This window comes from Enterobacter chinensis (assembly GCF_034008295.1).
Classification (GTDB): Bacteria; Pseudomonadota; Gammaproteobacteria; order Enterobacterales; family Enterobacteriaceae; genus Enterobacter; species Enterobacter chinensis.
The window spans coordinates 876,436-900,843 of record NZ_JARDVI010000001.1 but is presented as its reverse complement, the minus strand read 5'-3'; the positions used below and the strand labels follow the sequence as shown (position 1 = coordinate 900,843).

Here is a 24,408-nt window from a genome sequence, read left to right as displayed (position 1 = left end):
ATAAAGCGAAACGAGGTCGGAGACGGTGGGGTTAAACTTCCCACGGCGCTTTTGGCTGTCTGTTTTCGGGTGCCATATCAGTGCCATTCTGAGCAAGAAGTTCAGACTTCAGGATCTCGAGATTACGGATAGCAGAGTGATAATCGCCCGCCACCAGGATATCCAGCACGGTATCAATACGTTGTGCTACAGCTTGTGCATCAATAGTCGACATATTCTCACCCCCAGGCGCGAAAAGTTAATATTTTCAATGATGCAGAAATTAGGATCAAAAGAGAAGGGAAAAAATGCAATTACTAAATTACATAAACGGAAGTGATAAATTTATTCCCCCTCATATAGCGGGTTTATTGAGTGGATTAGTCTAAAACTGCGCGCAACGCGCTTTTTTATAAGAGGAAATAGACTATGACCGTTATCAATCAGCCAACCTGCACACTCTTTACCGATACTGAACGGTTCACACAGCTGTCAGGGTACTATGAGGCGGAGCGACGCACAGTCTGGATGATGCTGCGGGCTCAGCCACGTCCTTGCTTCAACCATGCGTTAATCGAGGAGATCATGAACTTTTCATGGCTGGTTCGCCAGTCTGGTTATGCGGTTGATTTTTGGGTTACCGGATCGCTGGTTCCTGAGATGTACAACGTGGGCGGGGATTTACAGTTCTTCGTCGAGTGCATTCAGAACGGACGTCGGGAAGCGCTGCGGGCGTACGCGCGCGCTTGCGTTGATTGCGTCCACGCGGCATCCCGGGGGTTTGATACGGGGGCCATCTCTCTGGCAATGGTCGAAGGCAGTGCGTTAGGTGGCGGGTTTGAGGCCGCGCTGGCGCACCATTTCGTTCTGGGTCAGCGCGATGCGCGTTTAGGTTTCCCGGAGATAGCCTTCAATCTTTTCCCGGGCATGGGAGGATATTCTCTGGTGGCACGCCGCTCAGGCATGAAACTGGCGGAGGAACTCATCTACAAGGGGGAATCTCATACGGCTGAATGGTATGAACAGCACGGGCTGGTGGATGTCCTGTTTGAGCCTGGACAAAGCTATGTCTCCACCAGAACCTTCATCGATACGCTGCAGCCAAAACTGAATGGCGTAAGGGCGATGCTGCGCGCCCGTACGCGCGTACTGCAATTGCCTCGCAGCGAACTGATGGACATCACGGAAGACTGGGTTGATGCTGCTTTCTGCCTGGAGCCGAAAGATATCGCTTACATGGAGCGTCTGGTGATGCTGCAAAACCGCCATCACGCGGCGGGTTTGCGTAAAGCCAGTTAACGCTGTTTACGCGCTTGATATCGTTTTAGCCATCGCTCGAATGCGGCAGCGGGCATCGGCTTAGCAAACAGAAAACCCTGCCGTTCGTTGACGCCATTCTTGGTCAGAAAGGCGTCTTCTTTTGCATTTTCGACCCCTTCGGCAATCACCTGCAGGTTCAACGCCTGCGCCACCGCGACGATGGCGCGCACCAGAGACTGGGAGATTGACTGCTTATGAATATCCCTGACAAAGGATTGATCGAGTTTAATGGCGTCGATTGGGAAACGGGCTAGCTGGGAGAGGGAAGAGTAGCCGGTACCAAAATCGTCCAGATGAATTTGCGCCCCGAGTCGGCTGAACTGCTGGATGACGGAGAGCGCCAGCTCTTCGTTCTCAATAAGACAGCTTTCGGTTAATTCAACGTCGACGGGGCAGTATTCAAAATCGAGATCCTTTAGCGCCTGCTTTAACTCACTGAAAATAGTCTGGTCGGCCAGCTGTCGCGCAGAGACGTTCACCGCCACGCGCAGGTTTATCCCCTTGTCTCGCCATTTCGCCACCTGGCGAACCACATCGAGCATTACCCAGCGGCCCAGCGGCACAATCAGACCCGACTCCTCGGCATACGAGATAAATTCCAGCGGCGGAATCAAACCGCGTTCCGGTGATTGCCAGCGGACCAGTGCTTCAAGGCTTCTGATTTCCCCGCGCCAGGTTATTTTAGGCTGGTAGTGGATCAGGAGCTGATCGTTATCCAACGCTTTACGCAGGTTGGTATCCAGCCAGAGATATTCAAACACACGCTGGTTCATCTCGGGTGAGAAGACGCAGAACTTGCCGCGACCGTTCTCTTTGGCGGTGTACATGGCGGTATCGGCGTTACGAATGACGCTCTCCCGGTCATTACCGTGTTGCGGAGCGAGGGCAATACCCAGAGAGCAACCGGTGTAAATCTCAATCAGACCGATTCTGAACGGCTGGCGAAGACGGGTTAAAATGCGTGATGCCATCGCTTCCAGAGAACCCTGAGAGGTATTCGTGGCCATGACGATGAACTCATCACCGCCCAGTCGCGCCAGCACCTGGCCCTCATCCAGACAGCTCAAAATGGCGAGAGCGACGGCCTGTAACAGCTGATCGCCAAACATATGCCCGTAGGCGTCGTTGACCTTTTTAAAGTTATCCAGATCGAGATACACCACGCCAACCTGCGTATCGCCGCGGTTGTCGATGGCATCAGAAATCAGTTCATGAATGGCATTGCGGTTTGGCAGGCCGGTGATGGTATCGGTATTGGCCAGTACGCGTAGTCGCTCCTGAGCGCGGCGTTCCTCGGTAATATCGGTTCCGGAACAAATAAGGAAAATTTCATTTTTACCGCTGCCGCTGTGAACGAATTTGTTTCTGAACAGAAACAACCGTTGCCCTTTCCGGGTTTTGATCCAGCGTTCGACTTCGTAGGAGCTGCCATTGCGGAAGAAGCCGGTAATATTACGCTTTGAGGCTGCCGCTTCGCTGCGGCTCATAAACAGCTTAAACACGTTCTGGCCAATCACTTCCTGTTCTTTCAGACCGGTGTACTCTTCGCTCAGCCGGTTAAAACGCTGAATATTGCCGTTATGATCGAGAATAACAATGACGGAGTTGGCCTCTGAGACAACCTGTTCCGCAAAAGAGAGACCCTGAGCCAGATCGCGTGCCACGGAGGGCGTATCGTTCCAGGCGGAAGCGGTGCCGGCCCATTCGCTGCGGGTGATTTTGCGCCCCACAAGATGGACCGGGACATCTTCCCCGTACAAGGAGAGCGACATGGAAATACTGGACGTAATTACGGTTAACTGACGGATGAGATCGGCCTGTTCATCGTCCAGCGCCACCACCTGCGTCACATCGGCATTCTCGCTGGTGGCAAGATGCAGAGCGTTGCTGTCAGCTGACAGGCGCCACCAGGGGCTGTGAGTCCCCATGTAACGAAACAGCAAATTCTGCTCCAGATCGTCCATCACGTTTTCTCCCGCCGCTGTTCATTAGCGCACAAATTATTCATTTGCAGTCGACTTTTCCGTTTTGAAGCAGCGGCAAAACCGAAGTGAACTTATTGTTTTTCCCTGTTTTCTTATAATAAAACGAGTCAGGTCAAAAAGGATACTGAGCGTATAAAAATTCACGTAACCGAATATAACAACACTCTTTTACTGTAGATAATTATGGCGATTTTGGGCGGAGGTAAACGGAAAATAGTAAGAAAAAATAATGGTTTTGTGGTGGGGGTAAAAAGAAAAATTGTCGGCCCTCCGGAAAGGACGTGGCCGACAATTTAACAGGTTATCAGGCGACAGGGCGCGCGATAATACTGCGGGTTTCCATGCGGACTTCGGCGATATTTACGTCAATCACGTCTGTGACTTTGTAAACTGTTTCACCTTTAATTTGCACAGTGCCGTTTTCCTGACTACAGACCATTTCGTCACGGACGGCATGCAGGAACGGAGCAGGGATAAAGGCGACAGCACCGTTATCGACCAGACGGACGCGCATACCCCCGCGGCTAATATCAATGATCTCGGCAGCGAAACGGATATCCGTACCGGTTTTATCCTGCAGGAAGCGCGCGTACAGCCAATCTCCAACGTCACGCTCCGCCATGCGGTTCAGGCGGCGACGTTCGGCCATCTGCAGCGTGGTGTCGTCCTGAGGACGCGCGATTGTTTCGCCTTTGATAATGGCTTTCAGCAGACGGTGGTTAACCATATCGCCATACTTACGGATTGGTGACGTCCAGGTGGCGTAAGCTTCCAGGCCGAGACCAAAGTGCGGGCCAGGCTCTGTGCTGATTTCAGCGAAGGACTGGAAGCGACGGATGCGGCTGTCCAGGAAACCGGAAGGCTGCGCGTCCAGTTCACGACGAAGCTTGCAGAAGCCCGGCAGCGTCAGCACTTCTTCCGGATCAACGTGCACATCGTGATTCTTCAGCAGAGCCGCCAGCGCTTCGGTATTCGCCGGATCAAACCCGGTATGGACGTTGTAAATACCGAAGCCCAGTTTGTCGCGCAGCACGCGTGCGGCACAAATATTGGCGGAAATCATCGCTTCTTCCACGATGCGGTTCGCAATGCGTCGCGGTTCGGCCACAATATCCAGCACTTCACCTTTCTCGCCCAGAACAAAGCGGTAATCCGGACGATCTTTGAACACTAGAGCGTGATTTTTACGCCACTCGCCGCGGTTCAGACAGATGCGATGCAGCAGACGGATCTGCGCGGCAATAGCCTCTGATTCAGGTTTCCAGCTACCGGTATTTTCAAGCCAGTCGGACACGTTATCGTAGGCCAGCTTGGCTTTCGATTCGATGGTGGCGGCAAAGAACTCGATATCGTCTTCAATCGCACCATCCGCGGTGATAGTCATGCGGCAGGCAAGCACCGGGCGCACTTCATTGGGGCGCAGTGAGCAGAGATCGTCTGACAATTCGCGCGGCAGCATCGGAATGTTGAAGCCAGGCAGGTAGTTTGTGAAGGCGCGGATTTTCGCCGCGTCATCCAGCTTGCTCCCTTCGGCAATCCAGGCTGTCGGATCGGCAATGGCGACCGTCAAATGCAGTTTGCCGTCATCGCTCTCTTCAGCGTAGAGCGCGTCATCCATATCTTCTGTGCTGGCGCTGTCGATGGTGACAAACTCCAGGGCAGTGAGATCGCGACGCGTCAAACCTTCGTCCTGCATCTCAGTCGCTACGCCATTCGGTGCTTCTTTTTCAAGATTGTGGCGCGCCAGCGTGACCCACCATGGCACGAAATGGTCGGCGCCAAAGGTAATGAACTGGGTCAATTCAGCATAAAAACCGCGATCGCCTTTCAGAGGATGACGGCGCATTTCTGCTACGGCCCAGTCACCTTCTTTAAAATCATGCTCAACACCACGGGCGGCGCGGCAGGGAATGGCATCTTTCAGCAGAGGATGATCCGGCACGATAGACAGACGATCGTCTTTTCTCTGCACCTTACCCACAAAACGGGTCAGGAACGGTTCGATCAGTTCTTCCGGCTCGGCGGACTCTCGTTCCTTTTCAGTATGAATGACGGCCATGACGCGATCGCCATGCATCACTTTCTTCATCTGCGGTGGCGGAATGAAGTAGCTTTTCTGCGCGTCAACTTCAAGGAAGCCAAAGCCCTTTTCCGTGGCTTTTACGACCCCTTCTGCACGCGGCGTCTGGGAATGCAGTTGCTGTTTAAGCTGCGCTAGCAGCGGGTTGTCCTGAAACATAATGTTCTATTTTCGTAGCCATTGAGCGGCTGACAGTTTTACGCGATTCTCACTGTCTCAGCAAGCGGTCTTTGGGTAATTAGTATGGTTATTCCTCTTTACCAAACGCGACTTTCAGACGCGTAAGCCAGCCATCAAACGCACTTTGGGTAAGCAGTGCGATGGCGTGTTCGGCAGAGAGTCCTTGATCCGTGAGCGGGGTAAACTGTGCGGCACTGAAGCGGTCCGGAGAGCGTGTCAGCAGTTCGACCGCTGCCGAAAGTGCGGGAGATGTCAGAGAAATCTCTTCGCGACTGTTGATCAGGATTTCTCCCGTCAGGTCGAGCAGTGACGGTTCATGGCAAAGAACCGGCGTCAGAATCTCAAGCGCGGATTCTGCCTGCCAGCGGGACAGCGACTCAAGCTGATGTGCACTCGCATAACGCAGCTCGACGACAGGCAAAAGCGGCACCCACGCCTCGTGGCTCGGGGGCAGGGTGTGGGGCTGAATATGATGGCCCGGCAACCAGCGCACGGGTTGTCCTAACAGCGCCTGAAAAACCGCGACCACGCGCGCCTGAAAACCAATAAAGCCGATGATCTGGTTAATCACCACAATGTCGTACGTTGACAGGCCAACCTCATCGAGTTGGTTCTGCGCTTTATCATCAATGACATCTGGGGAGCTGGCGAGCTGGCGGGCATACTGCGTGATTTGCGCCAGGCGTCGGTTGCTTTCGCGCGAGGAGTCCGGGCCGGGTAGCGGGGCGAGGAGGGCGGCGTAATGGTTACAAAGCCGCTGAACGCCACAGGCCTGGGCGACCGTCAATGCGGTACTGAGCCTATCGTAGGCGCTGAGCGTATGCAGACGATTCACGGGAATCGAGAGCGGAAACAGCTGATGGCATAAGGCTCTGGCAGGGGCAAGCCAGCCAGAACAGGCGGCGACAATCTCATCAGGCAAGGCTAAATCGAGCAAAAAACGATCGTCGACGTTAGCGGCTTCGGGCACCAGAGGCAGAACATCCGTCTGCGCGTGGTTTGACTGGGTTTCGTGGTACCAGTGGCCTTTGCCGGAAAAACGGCGTTGTTCCATGTGCGTTCCTTGATCTCAAAATGGCGATCAATATCCTGGCGTAAGGCAGATAAAGGGAAAAATATTGTTAGGTGATAACAAATAGCAGAACGGAATAACGAAGGGGTGGTGCGGGTGGGGAAACTCTCTTCCCGTGCGGGAAGAGAGTCGAAGCTTATTTAATTTCCAGCTCGTTCATTGCAGCGATGTTGAAGCCGCCGTCAACGTGAACCACTTCGCCGGAGATACCTGCGGAAAGGTCAGAGCACAGGAATGCCGCAGAGTTACCCACATCTTCAATGGTAACAGTACGACGAATCGGGGTAACTGCTTCGCAGTGTGCCAGCATTTTACGGAAATCTTTGATGCCGGACGCTGCCAGGGTGCGGATAGGGCCAGCAGAGATGGCGTTAACGCGCACGCCTTCAGGACCCATCGCGTTCGCCATGTAGCGTACGTTTGCTTCCAGAGACGCTTTAGCCAGACCCATTACGTTGTAGTTAGGGATAGCACGTTCTGCGCCCAGGTAAGACAGCGTCAGCAGGGCTGCGCCCGGGTTCAGCATCGCGCGGCAAGATTTAGCCATCGCAACGAAGCTGTAGGAGCTGATGTCATGAGCGATTTTGAAGCCATCACGGGTAACCGCGTTCACATAGTCGCCGTCCAGCTGGTCGCCAGGAGCGAAGCCGATGGAGTGAACGAAGCCGTCGAATTTAGACCATGATTTTGCCAGTTCAGCAAACATGCCATCGATGCTTTCGTCTTGTGCAACGTCACATTCCAGAACAATGCTGGAACCCAGCTGTGCGGCAAACTCTTCAACACGGCCTTTCAGCTTGTCGTTCTGGTAGGTGAACGCCAGCTCAGCGCCTTCGCGATGCATTGCCTGTGCGATGCCGTATGCGATGGACAGTTTGCTGGCAACGCCAGTCACCAGAATGCGCTTACCGGAAAGAAAACCCATAGCTTTAATCCTTATATTCATTGCTTATTTTGCCTTGTAATTCATAGCGTTACAGGCAGTATTTCAAAATCATTCGAAATTAGCTCGAAATTATAGCCCACTCACAGCCCCTTGTGTCACGATTTTTCTCGCTCTTCTCCGAAGACGCATGCCCCATGGTATGAGGCGCGGACGCGCGGGAGCGCAAAATTTCAGCATCCGTCCAGTATATCACCCGGCAGCAGCTTCACCTCATCCAACCAGCGAGGAAGCGTGATCCATCAAGGGTATTCACGCTTTTCTGATTCTGTCGATGAAGCGCGCGATGACGATAAAGAAAACCGGTACGAAGAAAATGGCGAGAAGCGTACCGCTAATCATGCCGCCAAATACTCCGGTGCCAATAGCATGCTGAGTACTGTCGCTTGCACCACTGGCCAGCATCAAAGGAACCACCCCCAGGGTAAAGGCTAACGAGGTCATCAGAATAGGGCGCAGGCGCTGGCTGGCGGCGTGTATCGTTGCTGCCAGGACCGTTTGCCCTTCGCGATGGAGCTGTCTTGCAAACTCAACAATCAGAATGGCGTTCTTGGCCGACAGGCCGATAAGCGTAATCAGGCCGACCTTGAAGAAAACGTCATTCGTCATGCCGGCAACCCATACGGCTGTCACCGCGCCGATAAGTCCCTGCGGAACGACCAGCATGACCGCAAAAGGAATAGACCAGCTTTCATAGAGAGCCGCGAGCACCATAAACACGACCAGTATCGACAGGACGATAAGGCCCGGAAGCTGAGATTCCGATTTTCTCTCCTGCAATGAACTCCCGGCCCACTCGCCCGCCATGCCCTGAGGTAAATCTCTGGACAAACTCTCCATAACCTTCATTGCGGTGCCGCTGGATTCACCAGATGCCGCACTTCCGGTAATGCGAAGAGCAGGGTACCCCTGATAACGCGTCAATTGCTGGGGGGCAACGTTCCAGGAGAGTGTGGCAAACGTTGATACTGGCACCATCTGACCTGGCCGGTTTTTCACTGATAATTTCAGTAGCTGCTCAGGCTGCATTCGATAAGGCGCATCGGCCTGAACAATCACCTGCTGAACGCGACCGTTGTTCGTATAGTCGTTGACGTAATTCGAGCCCATCGTGACGGAGAGCGTCTGGTTGATTTCATCAAATGAGACGCCCAGTGCTTCCGCTTTTTCTCTGTCAACCTGGAGCGCAAGGCTGGCTCCTTCCGGCAGGCCATCTATATAGACATCGCTGAGTTCAGGGCGCTGATTGGCCTGCTGAACCAGTAAATCGGCCGCCTTTTTTAAAGCCTGATAACCCAGTCCGGCTCTGTCCTGCACATACCAGGTGAATCCGGATGAGGTCCCCATATCAGAAATCGCAGGGGGAAGCAGGCTCATCGTGACGGCATCAGAAACGTTCGCCATGCTCTCCTGTATATGGTCGGCTTCATCTTGCGCTGTCGAACCCTGCCGATTTTTCCAGTCCTTCAGCGTGGTGAAGGCCATGGCCGAATTTGGTCCTGAACCTGAAAATCCAAACCCCAGGATCATAATGTTGCTTTCAATATCCTGTCGGGTCGCAATTTCCTCTTCAAATTTTTTAACCACTTTCAGGGTACGCTGCGTTGTGGCATCAGAAGGTAGCTGTATTGAGGACATAAAATAGCCTTGATCTTCATCCGGCAGAAAGGACGTCGGTAAAGACGACAATCCAAAAAACAGCGCAGCGCAAAGCGCAACGTACAGGAGCAACATACGCCCGGTGCGTTTCAAAACGGCACCCAGTCCAGCCTCGTAACAGGCGGTGAGCGAACGAAAGCGCGCGTTAAACCATGGCGCGAACCTTCCACTTCCGCTCTTATCTGACTTATGCGGCTTGAGTAAGGTTGCGCACAGGGCCGGGGTCAGCGTCAGGGCAAGAAACGCCGATAGCAGTATGGAGACCGCCATTGAAATACAAAATTGTCGATAGATAATCCCGACGGATCCTTCAGCAAAACCCATGGGTATAAAGACGGCGGTAAGCACCAGCGTGATCCCTATAATCGCCGGCGTGATTTCCTGCATGGCTTGCCGCGTGGCATCCCGTGGAGAGAGGTTTTTTTGCTCCATCAGTCGTTCGACGTTCTCTACGACCACAATGGCATCATCAACGATAATGCCTATCGCCAGTACCATGCCGAACATCGTCAGAATATTGATGGAGTATCCGCTCAGTAACATCACCGTGAAGGTGCCAAGAAGCGCGACGGGCGCAACAATCGCCGGGATAAGCGTACAGCGTATCTTATGCAGAAACAGCAGCATAACAAGGAAGACCAGGACCATCGCTTCCACAAATGTCTGTACGACTTTCATGATAGAAAGTTTCACAAACGGGGCCGTATCGAAGGGGACCGTAAATGTCATTCCTTCGGGTAACACCTGCGAAAGCGCGTCGATGCGTGCCCGTACGCCAGAAGCGGTGCTCATCGCATTCGCCCCAGGCGACAGCTGTATCGCGGCAGCCGTTGCGGGAACCCCATTTTCGCGTATACCAAAGGCGTAACTTTGCAGGCCAGATTCAACGCGTGCAATGTCGGATAATTTCAGTCGGGCGCCGGACGCGTCAGATTTAAGGGTGATATTCCTGAAAGCCTCTACTGAGGAGAATTGTCCCTCCACGGTGATGGGATACGTCACCCCTTGTCCTTCCGTCGTCGGTTCATCTCCCGTTCTGCCGGGCGAAACAAGGGCGTTTTGCTGGCTGACAGCGGTAAGAACATCGCTCACCGAAAGCCCATAAGCGTGGAGCTTCATTGGATCCAGCCAGATGCGCAGCGCTTTTTCGCCACCAAACAGCTGAACTTTTCCTACGCCAGGTACGCGGCGAAGCTCATCACTGACGTTTCGGGCGAAATAATCGCTTAAATCGGCTTCCTCAAATTTACCTGTCGTGGACTTCAGCCCGACCATCATTAAAAAACCTGAATTAGCGGCCTCGACGTTAATGCCGTTTTGTCTTACCGCCTGAGGTAAACGCGGCTCCACAATCTTAATCTGATTCTGAAGATCCATCTGGGCCAGCTTGATGTCCGTGCCTGGCTTAAACGTGACGGTAATCGATGCTGAGCCGGTTGTGTCACTGGATGATTCGAAATAGAGCAAATTATCTACCCCGGATATTTCACGCTCAATCAACGACACCACTGACGTATTCATGACATCGGGGCTGGCGCCCGGGTAGCTGACGGAAATAATGATCCCAGGCGGAGCCACCGCCGGATACTGGGCTACCGGTAAACGCGGAATAGAGAGTACGCCCGTCAGGATGATAAAAAGCGCCACTACCCAGGCGAAAACGGGGCGTTCAATAAAAAAATGAGGCATTAAATTAATGTCCAGATACGTAAGTAGTGCGATGGCTTAAATCATCCTCATGATGAGGTACAGCGGTGAACCGCCAAAAAAGATGATCAAATAGCATTCGTAGTAAAAGACCAGATCGTCGATATCGGGCGTCGCGTTTAACAGCACAGTGAACGTGATGATGAGATAAACGAAAATCACCATCAGCCAGAAGGCAATGACAAGTAACTCTGTGAGCGCACCGGCTTTATGTTGTATTACCAGAGTGAAAACCGACAACGCGATGCAGCCGTAGATAATGGGTGAAGAAGGCAGCGTCGAGGCGACTTGTTCATCCATTCGGTGTATTAGCACCAGCCAGGTATAAAGTAATCCCCACGACAGCAGCAGGAATAGCGAATATACGCCGATCTTTTTAGGGGAGAAATATTTTGAAAGTTCCATGTTCATTATTTCAGCAAAATTCATAAAGTCTTAATGCATTAGGGTTAATTGGCAACATTCAATGAAAAAAGGTTTATGCCTGAATAGCTATTTTGAACGGGTATTGTCGAGTCTTTATTGCCGGAATGTGTAGCCTGTGTGGAGAAATTGCCGGGCATTTAAATCAACCTCAAAATTTTCACGACCGCGGCACTTTTTCCCGGAGGCTATGTCTTATTGTGCTAAAGACATCTAATAGCGTGCTAAAAGGGATTTCACCCGCGGAGATAAAATGAACAAAAATACGCTGATCCTTGTTGTTGAAGATGAAGACGAAATCGCCGATATACTGATGAGCTACCTGGAGCGTTCGGGAATGAAAACGCTCAGGGCCAGACAGGGCGAGCAAGCGATAACGCTTAATCGCCTCCATAAGCCGGATCTCATATTGCTGGATATTCATTTGCCCGTTTGTGATGGCTGGAGCGTACTCACCACGCTTCGCCATGAAAGTTCCGTGCCCGTTATTATGGTGTCCGCCCTCGATCAGGATGTCGATAAGCTCATGGGACTCAGGCTTGGCGCGGATGATTACGTGATCAAGCCCTTTAACCCTTCCGAAGTGGTCGCACGGGTTGAAGCTGTGCTGCGCAGAACAAAACCCACAGTTCAGCAAACGGGTTCGATGCCTCTTCGTACGCCATTTATTACGGTCTATCCGGATGATTTTTACGTGGAGGTCACCGTGGGCGAAGAGGTTATCTCCCCGGTATTAACGACGACCGAATTTAAATTACTTACTTATCTGGTGAGATATCCGCGAAAGGTGTGTTCCCGCGAAGAGTTACTCAACGCGTGTCTGCCTGAAGGCGATACGCTCGACAGAACGGTCGACAGCCATATGAGCAAGCTGCGTAAAAAACTTGAGCTTGCCGGCCTTTATGGCGTTCCCGAGAGCATCAGAGGGATGGGCTACCGGCTTGGGGAAAAGAAATGAACAAAGAGCCTGTTCTGAGTCGCCAGATCTTAACGTACATGCTGTTGCTGACGTTTACGATAATTGCCATCGCCATACTGGGCTCCTGGTTTTTTTACTCTTTTATTCTGGATCACCTCCCCGGCGGCGCTGCTGCGGGAGATGAAGATCAGATGACGATGTGGGACTGGGTGTGGATCGGGACAGCGACAACCATCAGTCTGATCATTGCCGTATTTTTTACGGTAAAACTCTCTTCGCGAATTCTCACCCCGTTAAACGCGGTGGCATCCAGTCTGAAAAAAATTTCTCAGGGCGATCTGGACGCCCGGGCATTTTGTGCCAGTTCCCGGCTTGGGGAGATCAACCACCTTGTCACGGATTTCAATGAAATGGCGGAAAAACTCCAGACGCTGGATATCCAGCGGAAATCCTGGAATGCCGCGATTGCGCATGAACTGAGAACGCCGGTCACAATTTTACGCGGGCGGCTTCAGGGGCTGGTTGACGGCGTTTTTGCCCCGGATCCAGTACTGTTTAATAACCTTCTCAAGCAGACGGAAGGGTTAACCCGTCTGATTGAAGACCTCCGGGTTATCAGTTCGGACGGTGGGGCGGGATACACGTTATATCAATCCAGAACCGATCTAAAAGGGACAATACAGGATGCTCTCGATACTTTTATGCCCGAGTTCAACCGTAAAGAGTTCATCATTAATACAGAACTGAGGGAGCAGCAATGTGTGTTCGATCCGTTGCGTATCAATCAGTGTCTGACCGTCCTATTTGACAACGCATTACACTATTCAACCTCGCGCAAACTCATCGTCAAAAATGGGGTTTCAGATAAAGGAAATTATATCCTTATTCAGGACGGGGGACCGGGCATCCCCAGAGAGTTTCATGACTTCTTGTTTCATCCCTTCCAGCGCGATAATAGCGCCAGACGGGTGAACCCGGAGGGCTGTGGGTTAGGCTTATCGGTGGTAAAAGCCATCATGCTTGCTCATGGTGGCGATGTTACCTATACCTTATCGACGCAAAATCACTCGATTTTCAAACTCACCTGGCCAGATTCCTGAGTTTCAGCGGCTGGTCAAACGTGCCTGCCCGTAGATAGCGGTAAGTGCCATATTTTTCCTAACCTGGCATCCCATTCCCGTGGGGTAATGGTCAGTTTACCGCGTCTCGGGCTCAGGGTTATTTCACTGAAATAGATTTCATGCTTTTTTAGCATCAGATCAACGCGACAGTAGTCAATTCCAGCCGCCAGCTCCTGGGATGCCAGCAATGCCTGTCGGAACAATGCCGGCTCGCCTGGCTGTACCAACGTATTCGGATATTCCATCTGGAAAGGCTGTAAATTCCAGTGCCTGTCGTAAACGTTGATAAACCCGTTGCCATTATTGTCCGTAAAATCCGCTTCAACGTAGTGGGCAACACCATGAAAGCAGTGAATCCTCAGCATTTCCGGCGTGGTGTTTCTGTCGGCATCATCAAAGAGATCGATAAACGGTTCGCAAAGTATCATCGGGGTAATGTTTTTGTACTGCCATTCACGTGTGGTGTAGTACAAATTTTTCTTTAATGCGAGGCTCAGCTTTTTACACGCTTCCCTGTAATTAAATTGCGCTTTGTTTTTGCATACAATTGTGCTGCCGCTATCATGATTGCACTTAAGGACGAATTTATCCGGGAGTATTGTGAAATCAATTTGCGACGCCTTGCTGTAAACACCAATTAATGGCACCGTTGTTACTCGTTTTGTTCTCGATGTAACGTATTTCCGAACGGCGAGTTTATCGGCAAGCGTTGTGTAGAGGTCATTGCGATCGTAAACCAGTCGATGACATATTTTTTCACTCAACGTCGTGGGCGATTTAATGTCAGGCTCTTTTCCTGAGATTTTTTTGAGCCTGTTCGTATGAAAAATTAGGTCCGTCATTAAAAAAGAGCGGCATTTTCTGATGAGATACTCGGTGTATTTTAGTACGTAAGTTGCGTTATTCATTTCTTCTCCTCCGTAATGTCCGGGTATTCTGGAGAAGAACTGTTGATTGATATTGATTAGAATATGGAGCAGGAATGGAGACGCAAATTTAAAGGGTTAAATAGTCTCTACAGACTATTTAACCCTTATATTCGCAGAGTAATTTTTTACCGTCGCGCCTAGCGGTCTTTTCGCCACGCATCAGCCGTTAATGCTTCACCGAAATGACCGGCAATCAGTCGTTTTGTCAGTTCGTGGAGCGGGGAGGCCATCACATCTGCCGTGCTGCCGCGCTCGACGACTTCCCCCTGGTGCATGACCATCACCTGATCGCTGATGTGCTTCATCATCCCCAGATGTTGGGTGACGTAGATATACGAGATCCCCTGTTTTTCCTGCAGCTCCAGCATCAGGTTAATCAGCTGCGAACGCATCGACATATCCAGCGAGGCAAGCGCTTCATCCGCAATGATCACTTTTGGCCGCAAAATCAGCGCACGCGCCAGACCCAAACGCTGTTTCTGGCCGGGGGCCAGCATATGCGGGTAGTAGCTTTCGTGATCCGGTAACAGCCCAACCATGCGCAGGGTTTCAAATACGCGCTTACGGCGCGCCTCCGGCTCCAGATCGGTGTTCAGACGCAGTGGAAAATCGAGGATTTGCGAAATGCGCTGGCGCGGATTAAGCGAGGTAGACGGATCCTGGAAGATCATGCGGATGCGCTGGCTGCGGAAAGAGTAATCCCCGAATGCCAAAGGGTGATCGTCAATCAATACTTCCCCGGCGGTGGGTTCAACCATGCCGGCGAGCATTTTCGCCAGGGTAGATTTCCCTGAACCGTTCTCCCCGATGATCGCCAGGGTCTGTTTTTCACGCAGGGTAAAGCTCAGGGGTTTTACCGCTTCGACGGTTTGCCGGTGAAACAGCCCCGTACGGTAGCGAAAGGTCTTACTCAGGTTGCGGACTTCCAGTAAGGTTTCGACCATTTCACTCTCTCTCCATGTTCAGCGGGAAATGACAGGCGTAAAGATGATTTTTGGCCCCGGTCAGGCGTGGCGTCTCGATACATTTGCGCTGAGCATAAGGGCACCGCGGCCCCAGACGGCAGCCTATCGGCAAGGATTCCAGCAACGGAATCGCCCCTGGCAGAGTATTCAGGCGGCTCTTATGCGGCATGGCGCTGCCAAAATCCGGAATGGCGCGGATAAGCGCCTGCGTATACGGATGATGCGGGGCGCCGATCAGATCTTCACTCGGCGCGGTTTCGACCGTTTGCCCGCAGTACATCACGTCAATTTTATCCGCCCATTTGCTGAGCATCTGCAGGTCATGGCTGATCAGCAAAATGGTGGTGTTGTTATTCTGGTTGAGACGCGATAGCAGGCGGAAAATTTGCGCCTGCGTGGTGGGCTCCATCGCGTTCGTGGGTTCATCTGCAATCAGCAAACGCGGCTGATTGGCCAGGGCGATGGCAATCATCACTTTCTGACACTCGCCGTCGGTCAGTTCATAAGGGAAGCTGCGCATCGCATCTTTGTGATCTTTGATCCCGACGCGGTGTAAAAGCTCAATAGCGCGACGCTTGCGCCAGCCAACGCGCTGCCACCAGCGGCCTTTATAGGTCCAGCCGGGAATGTTCTGCATCAGCTGTTTGCCCACGCGTTCGGACGGGTCGAGACAGGATTGCGGCTCCTGGAAAATCATCGAAACGTTATGCCCGACCAGCTTACGCCGCTCGCGAGGGGAAAGGCGCAGCAGGTCGATATCATCAAACCGCATACGGTCAGCGGTCACGCGCCAGTTGTCTTTTGCCACGCCGCAGATGGCTTTGGCAATCAGGCTTTTTCCGGAGCCGGATTCCCCCACCAGCCCGCGAATTTCACCCTCCGCGAGGGTGATGCTGATGCGATCGACGGCTTTAACCCAGCCTTCACCGGTTTTGAATTCAATGGTGAGGTTACGAATATCAAGAAGCGGCATTATTGCACCCCCGCGTTAATTGCACGGCGTATACCGTCGCCCAGCAGGTTAATAAGCAACACGCTCACCATAATGGCCGCACCTGGCAGCATGACCGTCCACGGCGCAACGTAGATTAACTCCAGCGCGTCACCGAGCATCGCGCCCCATTCAGGCGACGGCAGCTGTGCGCCAAGATCCAGAAAGCCGAGCGCAGCGATGTCCAGAATCGCCATCGACAGGGCGCGGGTGATTTCGGTGACGAGCCCGGCGGCAATATTTGGCAGAACGGCAAACCACAGGATATTGAAGGTCGTCGCACCGTCCAGACGGGCCGCGACGACATACTCTTTTTCCAGCTCATCATGGACCATGCTGTAAACCGATCGCACGATGCGGGGCAGAATAGCGAGCCAGACGGCGAACATGGCATGCGACAGATGCGGGCCGGCAAAGGCAACGACAATGATCGCCAGCAGCAGAGACGGAATAGAGAGCAGCGTATCCAGAATGTGGTTAAGCACCGCCGAACGCAGGCCATGCGTGGAGCCCGCAAAAATACCCAGCGCCAGTCCACAGATCGTGGCCGCGAACGTCACCACAAATGCACCGCCTACCGTCGGGGCGGCGCCGCTCAGCAGGCGACTTAGCACGTCGCGTCCGAGATCGTCCGTCCCCAGGAAGAAAGAGACTTCACCGTAGCGGGACCAGGAAGGCGGCAGCAGCTGATAGCCAAGGAACTGCTGGTCAATGCCATACGGCGCAAACCACGAGCCAAAAACGCAAAGCAACACCAGCCCGGCGCAGCCATAGAGGCCGATCATTGCGGTAGTGTCACCATAGAATTTACGCCACACGGTGCGCAGCACACCGGGCGTGCGCTTTTCACTGTATACGCTATCGTAAGGCATACCATTCCTTATGCTTCAATGGGTTGGCCATAGCACCCAGAATATCGGATAACACGTTAACAATAATCACCAGCGAACCAATCACCATCACACCCGCGGAAATAGCCGCATAGTCCTGCTGGCGGATGGCGTTGATCAACCACCGCCCCAGGCCAGGCCAGCTAAAGACCATCTCGGTGATCATGGCCAGCGTGAGCATGGTGGAAAACTGTAATCCCAGACGCGGAATTACCGGTGGTAGCGCGTTATGCAGGACGTTGCGGCGCAGTATGGTCAGACGCGATAACCCGCGCGTGGCGGCGGCTTTGACATAGTTCTGGTCAAATACCTCGATAGTGCTCAGGCGCATCAAACGGATCACTTCTGTCGTCGGGGCAACCGCCAGCGTCAGCACCGGCAATACCATATGGCGCAGGGCGCTGACGATCATCTCATGACGCCACACTGAATCGGACAGCCACGCGTCAATGATGGCAAAGCCCGTCACCGTTTTAACCGTATAGAGCAGGTCAAAACGACCGGAGACCGGCAGCCAGCCCATTGTCAGCGAGAAGAAAAGCGTCAGCAGCAGCGCCAGCCAGAAGACCGGGATGGAGAAGCCGAGCAGGGCGAGAGCACTGATAAACTTATCCTGCCATTTGTTGCGATAAATCCCGGCCAGCATGCCCACGGGGATCCCGACCATCAGTGCAAAGCCGAAGGCCAGAATGCACAGCTCCATCGTGGCCGGGAAAACCTCTTTCAACTGCTCGGAAATCAGCTGCCCGTTAATGCTGGACACGCCAAAATCCCAGTGCAGCAGCCCGTTAAACCAGAAGAGCCAGGCATCCCACAGCGACGAGCCCTGGAGCGGGGCGTGCGGTGTGAAATAGCTCAGGCTGAAGCCGACAAAGTTCAGAAAAAAGAGCGTCACCAGCAGCAAAAGGAGCCGACGTAAGGTAAAAATAATCATGGTTTTTTCACCTCGTGTTCTTTTTCACGCGACACGCCGGCGAACGAAGCGTTGCCGAACGGGCTCAGCACCAGGCCTTTAATATCGTAGCGATAGGCCTGGAGACGCAGGGAAGAGGCCAGCGGCAGCACCGGCAGTTCCTGGGCAAGGATCTTCTGCGCTTCATCATAGGCGTCGATGCGAGAGGCCAGCTGTTGAGAAGCGAGCGCTTTTTGCAGCACGGCGTCAAACTCCCGGTTACACCAGTGGGCGTAGTTGGTCTGCGAGTTTATCGCCGCGCAGCTCAACAATGGTCGGAAAAAACTGTCCGGATCGTTACTGTCGGTGGCCCAGCCGGTCAGGGTTAAATCATGATTCATGTCCATCAGGCGCGCCTCCTGGAAACGGCCTTCTACCGGTACGATGATCACTTTGACGCCCACCTGAGCCATATCCGCCTGCAGCAATTCGGCGGTTTTGAGCGGGCTCGGGTTCCACGCCTGGGAACTGGTTGGCACCCAAAGTTGCAGCGTAAGGTTTTCCGCTCCTAACGCTTTCAGCTGTTCACGCGCTTTTGCCGGATTGTATTCTGTAATTTTAGCCTCACCGTCATAGGCCCACGAGGCGCGCGGTAAAATTGAGGCGGCGGTTTCCGCTGTGCCGTAGTAGATGGACTGCATCAGGCGCTGGTTGTTAATCGCCAGCGCCAGGGCATGACGAACGGCAGGGTTGTTCAGCGGCGGCTTATCCGTGTTAAAAGCCAGATAAGCGATGTTCATGCCGGGACGTAACGTCAGACGCAGACGCGGGTCGTCGCGCAAAATAGTGAGCTGGCTGGCAGCGGGCCAGGCGAGCACGTCACATTCCCCGGTGAGCAGTTTCGACAGACGTCCTGTCCCGCCAGAACCCAGATCGACCACCACCTGCGGCATGAGCGGGGTACCGCGCCAGAAATGTTCATGGCGCTGCAGACGAATATATTGTCCGGCGCGGTATTCGGCCAGCTGGAACGGACCGGTGCCGACCGGCTGACGATCGAGCAGTTCCTGACGATCTTTTTTCGTCAGCTTCGCCGCGTATTCGGCAGACATAACCGACGCATAGTGGGTCGCCAGGTGCCAGAGGAAGGAGGCATCCGGGCGCGTCAGGCTGAATTCAACCGTCCGGTTATCCAGCTTGCGCACGCTTTTAACCGTATCGGCAAACTGCAGGCTGTCGAAGTAGGGGAAGTTGCCGCCGTTAACGTTATGCCACGGGTGGTTGCGGTTAAAGATACGCTGGAACGTAAAGACCACGTCATCTGCGTTCAGCTTGCGCGTGGGGGTAAACCACGGTGTACGCTGAAATGCGACGTCATCGCGCAGATGAAAACGGTAGGTAGCGCCGTTATCCAGCACTTCCCAGCTTTCCGCAAGCTCGGGTACCAGACGGTAGGTGTAAGGGTCGACATCAAGCAGACGATCGTAAAGCTGTGCGGCAAGGGTATCCACAATCAGGCCGCTGCCCGCTTTCTGCGGGTTGAAGGTGTCCACCTGGCCGCTTACGCAATAGACGAAGCCGCTGTCACGAATGTCAGGCTGCGGCGTTTGCCCGGGCGCAGCGAACGCCAGGCTGCTAAACAGACCGAGTGCAAAAAAGGACGATAAAACCAGACGCATAATTTTTAAGGTTTTTAGGTTCGATCTGCAAAGTGTATCGCACTTACGCCTGCTTCGTAAAAATGTCTGCGGGTAAGTGCTGATATTGTCAGCGCATTTGATGCTTTTTGAGCAGTGCCCTTAATTGATGGTAGGTAAGACCCAGCAGTTCAGCCGCCCGTTTCTGGTTATACTTCGCCGCCTTCAGGCTTTGCTCCAGCAGTCGTTGCTCCTGGTCGTGCTGGAACTGGCGTAAATCAAGGGGGAGAGTGGGGACATCGCCTGAAGATGTCGGTGTGGACAGCGGCGGTGCGCTGCGCTGAAAAGGATCGATAATAATATTGTCCAGCTCCGTCTCGCTGCTGCCGTGACGGTACACAGAGCGCTCCACGACGTTTTTTAGCTCGCGGATATTTCCCGGCCAGTGGTAAGCAAGCAGGGTCTCCTGCGCATAATCGCTGAAGCCCGGGAACAACGGCAGTCCAAGCTCACGGCACATCTGAATTGCGAACTGTTCCGCCAGCAGCATGATGTCGCTTCGCCGCTCGCGCAGCGGAGGAAGCTGAACGACGTCAAAGGCCAGTCGGTCAAGCAGATCGGCACGGAATTTCTCCTCCGCCACCATCTCCGGCAGGTTGGCGTTAGTGGCGCAGACCAGGCGCACATTGACCTGCAGCGGCTGGCTACCGCCGACGCGTTCGAGCTCGCCGTACTCAATCACTCGCAGCAGTTTTTCCTGCACCAGCATGGGCGCAGTGGCCAGTTCATCAAGAAACAACGTGCCGCCGTCGGCGCGCTCAAAGCGTCCGGGATGGCGTTTCTGGGCACCGGTAAACGCGCCCGCTTCATGGCCAAAGAGTTCGGTGTCGAGCAGGTTTTCATTCAGCGCCGCACAGTTAAGGGAAATGAAGGGGCCATCCCAGCGTCCGGATAAATAATGCAGACGGTTGGCTATCAGCTCTTTCCCTGTTCCGCGTTCACCGATGATGAGCACCGGTTTATTGAGCGGCGCAAGACGGGAAACCTGTTCCAGCACTTCCAGAAAACTGTTTGCTTCGCCGAGTAAATTGTCTTTGTATCCAGGCATGATGAAATTAACCACTCCTTAGCGATATTCACCAGGGAAGAATAGTTCTTCATTGCGTGAAAATCAATCAGCGTCAGTGAAATCAATAAGATAAAAAGTTGGCATGAGATTTGTATTATCGGTACAGCAGGGCATCGCCCGATAACAGAAATATGAGGATTAGATTATGGGTATTTTTTCTCGTTTTGCCGACATCGTGAACGCCAACATCAACTCTCTGCTAGAGAAAGCGGAAGATCCGCAGAAGCTGGTACGTCTGATGATTCAGGAGATGGAAGACACGCTGGTTGAAGTGCGTTCCACCTCCGCCCGCGCACTGGCGGAAAAAAAACAGTTGACGCGCCGTATTGAGCAAGCCACCGCTCAGTTGAACGAATGGCAGGAAAAAGCGGAGCTCGCGCTGCGCAAAGACAAAGAAGATCTGGCTCGAGCGGCGTTGATCGAAAAACAGAAGCTGGCAGATATGGTTGCCACGCTCGAGCATGAAGTGACGCTGGTAGATGACACGCTCGTCCGTATGAAGAAAGAGATTGGTGAGCTTGAAAACAAATTGAGCGAAACGCGGGCTCGTCAGCAGGCGCTGACCCTGCGTCACCAGGCGGCAAGCTCTTCCCGCGACGTGCGTCGTCAGCTGGACAGCGGTAAGCTTGATGAAGCGATGGCGCGTTTTGAATCATTTGAGCGCCGTATCGACCAGATGGAAGCGGAAGCCGAAAGCCACAGCATCGGTAAACAGAAGTCGCTGGATCAGCAGTTCGCCGACCTGAAAGCAGACGATGAAATCGGCGAGCAACTGGCGGCACTGAAAGCCAAAATGAAGCAAGATAACCAATAATAATGCCTGCGGCACCTGAGCGTGCCGCATCATAAGACAAGGAGTACACATGAGCGCGCTTTTTCTGGCCATTCCCCTGACTATTTTCGTGCTGTTCGTATTGCCGATTTGGCTATGGCTGCACTACAGCAACCGTTCTTCACGAGGCGAACTTTCCCAGAGTGAACAACAGCGTCTGGCACAGCTCTCCGATGAGGCGAACAGAATGCGTGAACGCATTCAGGCGCTGGAGGCTATCCTGGATGCCGAACATCCAAACTGGAGGGACCGTTAATGTCTGGACTGAATCTGAACAAAAAGTTGTGGCGTATTCCGCAGCAGGGCATGGTGCGCGGCGTCTGTGCCGGGCTGGCCCATTATCTTGATGTCCCGGTTAAACTGGTGCGCGTGGTCACGGTGCTTTCGATCTTCTTCGGTCTGGCATTTATTACCCTGGTGGCGTACATCGTGCTGTCGTTTGTCCTTGACCCGATGCCGGAAGGGGAGCTGGCTGCGGAAGGGGCACCAACCAGCAGCGATCTCCTCAATGCCGTTGATGAGCAACTCGCCGCCGGTGAGAAGCGATTACGGGAAATGGAGCGCTATGTCACGTCAGATACCTTTACGCTGAGAAGTCGTTTTCGTCAGCTTTAAGAGAGAGAAGAGATGAAACAAAACTGGCAACAGGCCGGTCAGAAGGTAAAACCCGGCCTGAAAATCGCAGGTAAACTGGTCCTGCTGACTGCATTACGTTTCGGCCCGGCAGGTGTGGCGGGGTGGGCGATAAAATCCGTTGCCCGCAAGCCGGTCAGGATGTTGCTGGCCGTGGCGCTCGAACCGCTGTTGCAAAAGGTGGCAAAACGGCTTTCACGCCGCTACTTATCCCAATGATTCCCACTCGCGTTAGCCCTTACTCTTCAGAAAAGGGGCTAGCGGCGATTAACCGCGTTATCTCTTCTTCCGTACTTTCTTTGCGGCAGCTCACAATATTGCGCTGAGCTGCTTTGCAATCATGTTTTTCTCCTTCCCGGTCCGTTGACAGATATTTTCCATGGGAGTAGATTGCCACTTCGTGGGACCGCTACCATGGAAAATGAAATGAATACAAAAATTAAAGAACTCATTAATCTTGTTTACGGGGAAACGTTTTCTGAGGCACATTTTAATGTGCTTTTTGAAAATATTGGAAAGGCCGCTTCTGTTATTACAGAAAAGCGTAAAACGGATTGGGATGAAAAAGATGTTGTTTTGATTACCTATGCCGATCAATTTTCGGTGAAAGGAGGGAAGGCACTGCCGGTTTTTACACGTTTTTATAACAAATGGCTTTCTCACTCTTTTTCTCACGTCCATCTCTTACCCTTTTATCCATGGTCTTCTGACGACGGTTTTTCTGTCATTGATTATCAAGAGGTTGCACCTGAAACCGGAACATGGCAAGACGTTGCCGAATTAAAACAGTCAACCAGTTTGATGTTTGATTTTGTATGCAACCATATGTCTGCCAAAAGCAAATGGTTTGCTAATTACCTTAAGCAAATACCAGGATATGAAGATTTCTTCATTTCTGTCGATCCTGAAACAGACTTATCTGCGGTGACTCGCCCGCGTGCATTACCCCTTCTTACGCCTTTCACGCTTCATGATGGCAGCGTGCGACACCTGTGGACCACCTTCAGCGAGGACCAGGTCGACCTCAATTTCGCCTCTCCGCGGGTGTTGATTGCGATGGTCGACGTGTTACTGCATTACCTGATTGAAGGGGCGCGATACATTCGTCTGGATGCTGTTGGGTTTATGTGGAAAATACCTGGAACACGCTGCATCCACCTTGAACAAACCCACCAGCTCATCCAGCTTTTCCGCGCCATTACCGAGGCTGTGGCCCCCGGAACGGTGATTATCACTGAGACGAACGTTCCGCATAAAGATAACGTTGCTTACTTCGGTGACGGTGAAAATGAAGCACAGATGGTTTATCAGTTCTCTTTGCCCCCGCTTGTGCTGCATGCAGTGCATTGTCAGGACGTCCGGACGCTGAGTCAGTGGGCAACGTCGCTTGCGTTACCCTCCACGAAAACCACCTGGTTCAACTTCCTGGCCTCGCATGACGGAATCGGCCTTAATCCGTTACGCGGAATTTTACCTGAGTCGGAGATCCTCTCGCTTGTGGAGAAACTTCAGACCGAAGGCGCGTTAGTTAACTGGAAAAATAACCCGGATGGTACACGCAGTCCTTATGAAATTAATGTGACCTATCTGGATGCATTAAGTACGGGTGACTGTGATGATAATGATCGCGTTGCCCGGTTTATTCTGGCTCACGCCGTACTTTTAAGTTTCCCGGGTGTGCCTGCAATCTATATTCAAAGTATTCTTGGCTCCCGTAATGATTATGCAGGTGTTGAACGCCTGGGATACAACCGTGCAATAAACCGCGAGAAATACGTTGCAGGGCAAATTGATGGCGTGCTTGAAGGTAAAAACAGCCTGCGTTATCAGGTCTATTATAAATTAAGCCAGTTAATCGCGCTGCGTCGGAAAGAAAAAGCTTTCCACCCTGATAGTGAAGCTTATTTTAGTGCGTCAGGGGAACATGTTTTAAAAATTACTCGCGTGGCGAGCTCTGGCGAGAGAATAACAGCAGTGTTTAATTTCAGCGATCGCGCTCAAAAGGTTGAATCTGATATTCAATCTGGAAGAGAGTTGATCGCCGGAGAGGATATTACAGATACGGCTCTGACCCTTACTCCATGGCAGGTGTTGTGGATTAAAGAAAACTAAAAAAGGACCT

Annotated in this window: 22 protein-coding genes; 8 read left to right on the top strand and 14 right to left on the bottom strand. The window is 52.7% G+C overall.

Annotation, left to right across the window (positions count from 1 at the left end; genetic code table 11):
* Positions 1 to 31: 31 nt before the first annotated feature.
* The gene (locus PYW49_RS04385) at positions 32 to 214 is read right to left on the bottom strand and encodes a YciZ family protein (RefSeq protein WP_134350534.1); all 183 of its coding nucleotides are present in this window, start codon (positions 212 to 214) and stop codon (positions 32 to 34) included.
* A gap of 194 nt (positions 215 to 408) precedes the next feature.
* Here PYW49_RS04385 and PYW49_RS04380 point away from each other — a divergent pair, with 194 nt between their 5' ends.
* Complete coding sequence (locus PYW49_RS04380; RefSeq protein WP_134350533.1) at positions 409 to 1,278, top strand: crotonase/enoyl-CoA hydratase family protein; 870 nt, start codon at positions 409 to 411, stop codon at positions 1,276 to 1,278.
* On the opposite strand, the gene pdeR is transcribed toward PYW49_RS04380, so the two are convergent.
* The 6 genes from pdeR to crrC form a co-directional block, all read right to left on the bottom strand.
* On the bottom strand, positions 1,275 to 3,266 hold the full coding sequence (gene pdeR / locus PYW49_RS04375) for a cyclic di-GMP phosphodiesterase (RefSeq protein WP_134350532.1): 1,992 nt from the start codon (positions 3,264 to 3,266) through the stop codon (positions 1,275 to 1,277). The genes PYW49_RS04380 and pdeR overlap by 4 nt on opposite strands.
* A 322-nt stretch (positions 3,267 to 3,588) precedes the next feature.
* Entirely contained in the window at positions 3,589 to 5,523 is a 1,935-nt protein-coding gene (locus PYW49_RS04370; protein ID WP_134350531.1) for an exoribonuclease II, read from the bottom strand.
* Between the two features lie 88 nt (positions 5,524 to 5,611).
* On the bottom strand, positions 5,612 to 6,598 hold the full coding sequence (locus PYW49_RS04365) for a CMD domain-containing protein (RefSeq protein WP_320385792.1): 987 nt from the start codon (positions 6,596 to 6,598) through the stop codon (positions 5,612 to 5,614).
* 154 nt (positions 6,599 to 6,752) lie between these two features.
* Positions 6,753 to 7,541 carry an enoyl-ACP reductase FabI gene (gene fabI, locus PYW49_RS04360; protein ID WP_134350529.1) on the bottom strand — a complete coding sequence of 263 codons (789 nt, stop codon included), beginning with the start codon at positions 7,539 to 7,541 and terminating at the stop codon, positions 6,753 to 6,755.
* 270 nt (positions 7,542 to 7,811) lie between these two features.
* Positions 7,812 to 10,907, bottom strand: a complete 3,096-nt coding sequence (locus PYW49_RS04355) for a multidrug efflux RND transporter permease subunit (RefSeq protein ID WP_320385791.1) — start codon at positions 10,905 to 10,907, stop codon at positions 7,812 to 7,814.
* A gap of 36 nt (positions 10,908 to 10,943) precedes the next feature.
* Positions 10,944 to 11,330 (bottom strand): colistin resistant protein CrrC, encoded by a 387-nt coding sequence (crrC, locus tag PYW49_RS04350; RefSeq protein ID WP_320385790.1) that lies wholly within the window; start codon positions 11,328 to 11,330, stop codon positions 10,944 to 10,946.
* Between the two features lie 271 nt (positions 11,331 to 11,601).
* Between crrC and PYW49_RS04345 the strand changes: the two genes are divergently transcribed.
* Together PYW49_RS04345 and PYW49_RS04340 are read left to right on the top strand one after the other, a co-directional pair.
* Complete coding sequence (locus PYW49_RS04345; protein ID WP_320385789.1) at positions 11,602 to 12,306, top strand: response regulator; 705 nt, start codon at positions 11,602 to 11,604, stop codon at positions 12,304 to 12,306.
* Entirely contained in the window at positions 12,303 to 13,367 is a 1,065-nt protein-coding gene (locus PYW49_RS04340) for an ATP-binding protein (protein ID WP_320385788.1), read from the top strand. The genes PYW49_RS04345 and PYW49_RS04340 overlap by 4 nt, the downstream gene beginning before the upstream one ends.
* Positions 13,368 to 13,381: 14 nt before the next feature.
* Here the strand turns inward: PYW49_RS04340 and PYW49_RS04335 are convergent, their stop codons facing one another.
* From PYW49_RS04335 to pspF, 7 genes are all read right to left on the bottom strand, one after another.
* Positions 13,382 to 14,296 carry an ATP-grasp fold amidoligase family protein gene (locus tag PYW49_RS04335; RefSeq protein ID WP_320385787.1) on the bottom strand — a complete coding sequence of 305 codons (915 nt, stop codon included), beginning with the start codon at positions 14,294 to 14,296 and terminating at the stop codon, positions 13,382 to 13,384.
* A gap of 158 nt (positions 14,297 to 14,454) precedes the next feature.
* A complete protein-coding gene (gene sapF / locus PYW49_RS04330) occupies positions 14,455 to 15,261 on the bottom strand; it encodes a putrescine export ABC transporter ATP-binding protein SapF (protein ID WP_047348277.1) in 807 nt (268 codons plus the stop codon).
* Position 15,262: 1 nt separating this feature from the next.
* Entirely contained in the window at positions 15,263 to 16,255 is a 993-nt protein-coding gene (sapD, locus tag PYW49_RS04325; protein ID WP_033145732.1) for a putrescine export ABC transporter ATP-binding protein SapD, read from the bottom strand.
* Positions 16,255 to 17,145 carry a putrescine export ABC transporter permease SapC gene (sapC, locus tag PYW49_RS04320; RefSeq protein WP_134350523.1) on the bottom strand — a complete coding sequence of 297 codons (891 nt, stop codon included), beginning with the start codon at positions 17,143 to 17,145 and terminating at the stop codon, positions 16,255 to 16,257. The genes sapD and sapC overlap by 1 nt, the downstream gene beginning before the upstream one ends.
* Positions 17,132 to 18,097 (bottom strand): putrescine export ABC transporter permease SapB, encoded by a 966-nt coding sequence (gene sapB / locus PYW49_RS04315; protein ID WP_023335929.1) that lies wholly within the window; start codon positions 18,095 to 18,097, stop codon positions 17,132 to 17,134. The genes sapC and sapB overlap by 14 nt, the downstream gene beginning before the upstream one ends.
* Entirely contained in the window at positions 18,094 to 19,734 is a 1,641-nt protein-coding gene (gene sapA, locus PYW49_RS04310; RefSeq protein ID WP_134350522.1) for an ABC transporter substrate-binding protein SapA, read from the bottom strand. Before sapA ends, sapB begins: the two co-directional genes overlap by 4 nt.
* A gap of 88 nt (positions 19,735 to 19,822) precedes the next feature.
* Positions 19,823 to 20,800, bottom strand: coding sequence for a phage shock protein operon transcriptional activator (gene pspF / locus PYW49_RS04305; RefSeq protein WP_320385786.1), 978 nt, complete (start codon positions 20,798 to 20,800; stop codon positions 19,823 to 19,825).
* A 166-nt stretch (positions 20,801 to 20,966) separates the two neighbouring features.
* Between pspF and pspA the strand changes: the two genes are divergently transcribed.
* From pspA to PYW49_RS04280, 5 genes are all read left to right on the top strand, one after another.
* Positions 20,967 to 21,635 (top strand): phage shock protein PspA, encoded by a 669-nt coding sequence (gene pspA, locus PYW49_RS04300; protein WP_320385785.1) that lies wholly within the window; start codon positions 20,967 to 20,969, stop codon positions 21,633 to 21,635.
* A 49-nt stretch (positions 21,636 to 21,684) separates the two neighbouring features.
* A complete protein-coding gene (gene pspB / locus PYW49_RS04295) occupies positions 21,685 to 21,909 on the top strand; it encodes an envelope stress response membrane protein PspB (RefSeq protein ID WP_134350516.1) in 225 nt (74 codons plus the stop codon).
* Positions 21,909 to 22,268 carry an envelope stress response membrane protein PspC gene (pspC, locus tag PYW49_RS04290; RefSeq protein ID WP_023617934.1) on the top strand — a complete coding sequence of 120 codons (360 nt, stop codon included), beginning with the start codon at positions 21,909 to 21,911 and terminating at the stop codon, positions 22,266 to 22,268. The genes pspB and pspC overlap by 1 nt, the downstream gene beginning before the upstream one ends.
* A gap of 12 nt (positions 22,269 to 22,280) precedes the next feature.
* Positions 22,281 to 22,505, top strand: a complete 225-nt coding sequence (pspD, locus tag PYW49_RS04285; protein WP_320385784.1) for a phage shock protein PspD — start codon at positions 22,281 to 22,283, stop codon at positions 22,503 to 22,505.
* 195 nt (positions 22,506 to 22,700) lie between these two features.
* Positions 22,701 to 24,398 carry a sugar phosphorylase gene (locus PYW49_RS04280; RefSeq protein ID WP_320385783.1) on the top strand — a complete coding sequence of 566 codons (1,698 nt, stop codon included), beginning with the start codon at positions 22,701 to 22,703 and terminating at the stop codon, positions 24,396 to 24,398.
* The last annotated feature ends 10 nt before the right edge of the window (positions 24,399 to 24,408 follow it).